7 protein-coding genes are annotated in these 4809 nt (G+C 60.4%); 5 read left to right on the forward strand and 2 right to left on the reverse strand.

What is annotated here, in order from left to right; genetic code table 11:
- Nucleotides 1–190: 190 nt before the first annotated feature.
- Nucleotides 191–604, reverse strand: a complete 414-nt coding sequence (locus U9979_RS02850; protein WP_322778146.1) for a type II toxin-antitoxin system VapC family toxin — start codon at nt 602–604, stop codon at nt 191–193.
- A 6-nt stretch (nt 605–610) separates the two neighbouring features.
- Entirely contained in the window at nt 611–862 is a 252-nt protein-coding gene (locus U9979_RS02855) for a hypothetical protein (protein WP_322778147.1), read from the reverse strand.
- Nucleotides 863–1546: 684 nt separating this feature from the next.
- Here U9979_RS02855 and U9979_RS02860 point away from each other — a divergent pair.
- From U9979_RS02860 to U9979_RS02880, 5 genes are all read left to right on the forward strand, one after another.
- The gene (locus U9979_RS02860) at nt 1547–1909 is read left to right on the forward strand and encodes a type II toxin-antitoxin system RelE/ParE family toxin (RefSeq protein WP_322778148.1); all 363 of its coding nucleotides are present in this window, start codon (nt 1547–1549) and stop codon (nt 1907–1909) included.
- Between the two features lie 5 nt (nt 1910–1914).
- A complete protein-coding gene (locus U9979_RS02865; protein WP_322778149.1) occupies nt 1915–2232 on the forward strand; it encodes a helix-turn-helix domain-containing protein in 318 nt (105 codons plus the stop codon).
- Nucleotides 2233–3161: 929 nt separating this feature from the next.
- A complete protein-coding gene (locus U9979_RS02870) occupies nt 3162–3509 on the forward strand; it encodes a hypothetical protein (RefSeq protein ID WP_322778150.1) in 348 nt (115 codons plus the stop codon).
- 10 nt (nt 3510–3519) lie between these two features.
- Nucleotides 3520–4446 carry a caspase family protein gene (locus U9979_RS02875; protein WP_322778151.1) on the forward strand — a complete coding sequence of 309 codons (927 nt, stop codon included), beginning with the start codon at nt 3520–3522 and terminating at the stop codon, nt 4444–4446.
- A 34-nt stretch (nt 4447–4480) separates the two neighbouring features.
- Nucleotides 4481–4809: hypothetical protein (locus U9979_RS02880; RefSeq protein ID WP_322778152.1), on the forward strand; the 329-nt coding region annotated here is incomplete at its 3' end.

Raw genomic sequence — 4809 nt, forward strand, 5'->3', positions numbered from 1 at the left:
GTAGCCCTCGGCGCACCGTCGACGGACGTCCACCGACGTCCGTCGGTCCAGCTCACGGACTTCGCGATGTCCACCAACATCCATGGGCGTCCACCCCGGTTGCAGTACAACTGCAGTACGGCAACTTTTGAACCTCGTCACTGAACGTGAGATCGGACGGGAAGTAGCCGGCCTGGTTTTAGTGTGCTTCTCAAGCGGGCAGCAGTTCGAAGCCGGGACAATGGTGTGGTGTGACGGCCAGGAAGTGGCGGCGGTCGATGGTGGCCAACTGCGTGATGTCGAGGCGTTCGGCGATCGCGACGACGTAAGCGTCGGTTATGCCGAGAGGGAATCCGGCGTACTGCTCTACCAGCTCGACAGCGCGGTCGAAGTCGGATTTCGTCGGCGTGACCATTGCCAGGTCGCCGGTCTGAAATGATTTGAGCAGTGCGACCTCGGCCCGGCCGCCGAGGTGCTTGGCCAGGTGATAGCAGGTTTCGATCACGACCGGTGCTGGCACGAGAAGCGGCGGTGTGGTCTGCCGCATGAGTACGGCGCTCGCCTCGTGGTGCTTGTCTTGGCGGTCGAACGCGGCGTAAAGAGGGCCGGTGTCCCAGAGGATCACCGGCTATCACCCCCCGGGACCATCGGTGCCGAACAGCGCCTCATCCACCCGCTCGGACAGGTCGTCGCGACCGCTGTCGAAGGTGCCGATAAAGGACGGGCCCGGCCAAACTGCACCCTGTGCTGCGATCCCCTCGTCCAAGCCGGGGTCCGCTACAACGAGGCGCAACAATGCCCGCCGAGCATCAGAGGTGCGCTCCGGAGTAAGTCGGTCGACGAGGGCGTGCAGCTCCGGATAGTGGTTGTGGGCCACGCTCATGCCCTCCAGCCTAGCCCCCGCCCGGCGGTCCCATCCTAGCTCGTGAGCCACATCCGACGTGGTGGGCGGGCCGATGGGGCACCAGGGCCGGCGCCGAAGGTTGCCCAGGCCCTCCACAGGGGCATCGAGCGTGGTCGCCCGATCGCAATCCGCGATATCGCTGCGACTCTCAGTCGGTGAGTCGGGACGAGATGACTGCCGTGACTGTCGGCGGGAGGCCAGGTCCGACACCGTTCACCGCTGTCCGCGTCGCGGGCCTTGATCGTGACCTGTTGCAATACGAACTGCAGTACTTGACCCGGAAAGCGGCAGAGCCCCGAGCCCTGGATGGGGGCTGCGGGGCTCTGACCTGTCTCAACCTTGCGTGCGCTCGGAGGGACTCGAACCCCCAACCTCTTGATCCGTAGTCCTCAGCGGTACGTCCACGGGCGTCTATCGGTGCAGGTCACAGTCTCGGGACCGTCCACCGACGTCTACGGACGTCCACCCCCGTTGCAGTACAACTGCAGTACGGCAATCGTACGGATGTTGGTTACGTAACGTGCCCAGTATCGGTAGATCCATCCTTGGCTCGGATGGCCACCTACATGTCCGCAGGTGTGCGGCAGAGGCGTACCCCATGAGAAGCGTAGAACCTTGACGTCATAGAACTTGTAGGTCATCCTCGTAGACGTGAAGTGGACCGTGATCCTCGTCGACGAAGTCGATGACTGGTTCATGGACATGGCGCGCACCGATCCGCGGACCGCTGAGCTCGTTGCGGCCGCGGTCGACCAGCCGGCATCCGATGGCCCGGCGCTGGGCCGTCCGTTGGTCGACAGCATCCAGGACTCGAAGATCCATAAGATGAAGGAGCTTCGGCCGGGGTCGGCCGCAGGCAGCGAGGTGCGGATCTTGTTTGTGTTCGACCCGCAGCGGCAGGCGGTGCTTCTTGTCGCCGGTGACAAGTCTGGTCAGTGGCGGCAGTGGTACGAGGTGAATATCCCGCTGGCTGAGCGGCGCTACCAGCGGTGGTTGGACGGCGAATACAAGATGGAGAGGAGCTGACGGCCATGGCGCGGACCTGGGAAGACGTACGGACTGAGACTCTAGCCACCGGCAGTCTTGATCAGGGGCGCGTCGACGCGCTCGGAGTGCGGATGCGGGCCGAGGCTCGTGCGTATCGGTTGGGCGAGATCCGGCGGGCCTACGGTCTTGACCAGAGCGAGGTGGCCGAGCGGATCGGTGTGTCACAGTCACGGATATCGCGTATTGAGCGGGGCGACCTGGACCGCGCTGAGATTGCCACCGTGCGCAGCTATATCGAGGCGCTCGGAGGGCAGATCGAGATCGTGGCGAAGTTCGGCGACGAACGCATCACGGTTGGTTAATGCGGTTGGCTGGCGTGTGCGCCGACCACTGTGCGGTCACGCTCGAGTGGTCGGGCGCCTCGCCAAGATCCTCAAGTCTGTGGCGGGCGTCGGTTTGCAGTACTGATTGCAGTACTGGGGATCTTCAAAAGCCCAGAGCCCCGCGCCGTGTGATTGGCTGCGGGGCTCTGACCTGCCTCAACCAGCGTGCGCTCGGAGGGACTCGAACTCTCAACCTCTTGATCCGTAGTCCTCGGCGGTATGTCCATGGATGTCCACCGACGTCCGTCGGTGCAGGTCACAGCCTCGGGACCGTCCACCGACGTCCACGGACGTCCACCCCCGTTGCAGTACAACTGCAGTACACGACTGCGCGGATCATGCTCACGCAGCGTGAGATGGGGAATTTCCCGGCGTCGATGGCACTCGATGATGATAGGTGGAGGACCGGTTGGCAGAGCTCCCGGCGGTGCATAAGTTTGATCCTCGGGATCGCTGGACCGTGTATTACTTCTCCTAAGCAAACCCCGCAGGCACTGGCCAGAGTGACGTGAGCGCCTTGCTCCGCCGGGTCGCTGACTCGATCGATGCGCAGGGGGATATAGAGGTCCAGGACCTGATGATGCATACCGAGGTCACAGCCGATGGCAACCGGCACTCGATCACTGTCAATTACCATAGCGCTGCCGCGAGTGACGATCGAGACAACGGACCCGCAGATTAAGAGGAACGGGCAATCTGTCCGACGACGTCCGTTGCCTTGGGTATACAAGTGGGGATACACGCACCGAAAATATGCAACGTCGTAAGTATGCCGGTCGTCAAGATCGTTTCAGCATCCGACAGCAGCATCATCTGGCCTGGTCGGGTACGTGACCGACTGCGCACACTTCACCTGTATGGTCGGTAAGTGACTCGATCGGACCCATCACAGACCGGGGGGCTAGTTGATGTTCAAGCAGGCCGATGAAGGTCCCGACACGCTTCCCTTCCTCGTCTCCCTCGACGACCATGGCGCCACGGCTGGACAGGCGGATGGCGAAAAGGGGATCTTCGGCCGGCGAGACACTGAGCCGGCGGTCCGTCAAATCCCGATCACCGTGCTGCGGGAGAATCTACGCCGCACCGTCGACGGGCTCCGGGAACTGTTCGACGAGATCGCGGCGACCGAAGGTCGAATGCCGCTGAGACAGGCGCAGATCGCCGTCGAGGTTACCGCGAGCGGCGGCATCACCCTGGTTGGCACCTCCGCCCAAGTGGCCGGCACTGCTGCGATCACTCTGACCTTCGGCGAGTAGCTGAACGCCAATGGGCAGCTGTTTCCGTGCCCTGCTGATCGGGATCGGTGATTACACCGATCCCGCTATCAGCGGTTTGCCTTGCGTGGACATGGACATGGCTAGCCTTGCACCAGCGCTCGAAGCTGCCGGCTATCTGGTCACCATTCATGATTGTACAAAGAGCAGCCTCAATGGCATTAGGGCAGGCATACATTCGTTCATCGCAGGCGCCTGTCATGGTGACACGCTACTGATTTATCTGAACGGTCACGGCGTTCATCACGCCGGCAACGACTACCTAGTTCCCGCCGACGCAAACATCAGCTACCAGCCGTTTGTCGACCTGTGCCTGCCAATCAATTGGAACCATACCATTGAACAGAGCCACGCCGGAGACGTGATCGTTTTTATAGATGCCTGCCGGGAGGGATTTGATGAGCAGGCTAAACAACTCAGCGGCCGAATAGGCTGGTCCACTGGTAAGGTTGGTCGGGTAGCGGGACGGCGTGTAGCCTACATTTACGCCTGCTCACCAGGACAGGTCGCACGGTTCGTCCACACCCCAGATGGCAGTTTCAGTCTATTTACCCGAGCCCTCATTAACCTGATCGCCAAAGTAGATCGGCCCATCACGCTTGCCGATCTACTCCAACCCATACAAAGTCAGCTCGATGAACTCATTTTAGCGCATAGTACAGGATTGCAAATAATTCGTCCACTCGGCGAAGGAGACTACGCCGAGCTTGTACTCTTTCCCGCTTCCATCCTCGATGACCGACAGAATTTATCCCCCAAAGATCTCCCGCAGCGACTCGATGTCGACCCGGATGTATGGCTACAAGATCTTGCGGCGCTAGATAAAGCGCGCGATCTGATTGATCCGAGCGTCCATCGAGAATTTCAACGGCTAATCCTCTCAAAACGTTTTGGTCTGGAAGGTAAGTTCAATGAATAATCCTAAGGGGGCAGAGGGAAAGAGTCGAGCTATAATGCTCATTCAAATGGCGACAAAATCCTCTGGCGAAGGCCGCCACGATGAAGCGGCTATTGTCGCAGAGGATGCCGTACGGATCTTTCGTCGACTGCGCGAGACGGTAGAAAATGAAGAAGTCATTTCAGATCTTGCCGCATCCCTAGTTAATTTTGCGGCTTTTTTGTCGAATGTGAACCGTCTTGATGAGGCGCACTCGGCGTCCGGAGAGGCGGTCCAGATTCTCCGCAGTATCTCGGCCGCGGGCGATGATAAGCTCTTGCTAGACCTAGCAGTTGCCTTGACTAGCCATTCGTATCATCTCGCCGGCATTGCTCGACTTGAGGA

Source organism: Protofrankia sp. Cas4 (genome assembly GCF_963555915.1).
Lineage (GTDB): Bacteria > Actinomycetota > Actinomycetes > Frankiales > Frankiaceae > Protofrankia.

What these genes read in the sequence shown, in the direction of transcription:
- U9979_RS02855 (WP_322778147.1), bottom strand. Translation starts at nt 862, where the DNA reads ATGAGCGTGGCCCACAACCACTATCCGGAGCTGCACGCCCTCGTCGAC.
- U9979_RS02865 (WP_322778149.1), top strand. Translation starts at nt 1,915, where the DNA reads ATGGCGCGGACCTGGGAAGACGTACGGACTGAGACTCTAGCCACCGGC.
- U9979_RS02870 (WP_322778150.1), top strand. Translation starts at nt 3,162, where the DNA reads ATGTTCAAGCAGGCCGATGAAGGTCCCGACACGCTTCCCTTCCTCGTC.
- U9979_RS02875 (WP_322778151.1), top strand. Translation starts at nt 3,520, where the DNA reads ATGGGCAGCTGTTTCCGTGCCCTGCTGATCGGGATCGGTGATTACACC.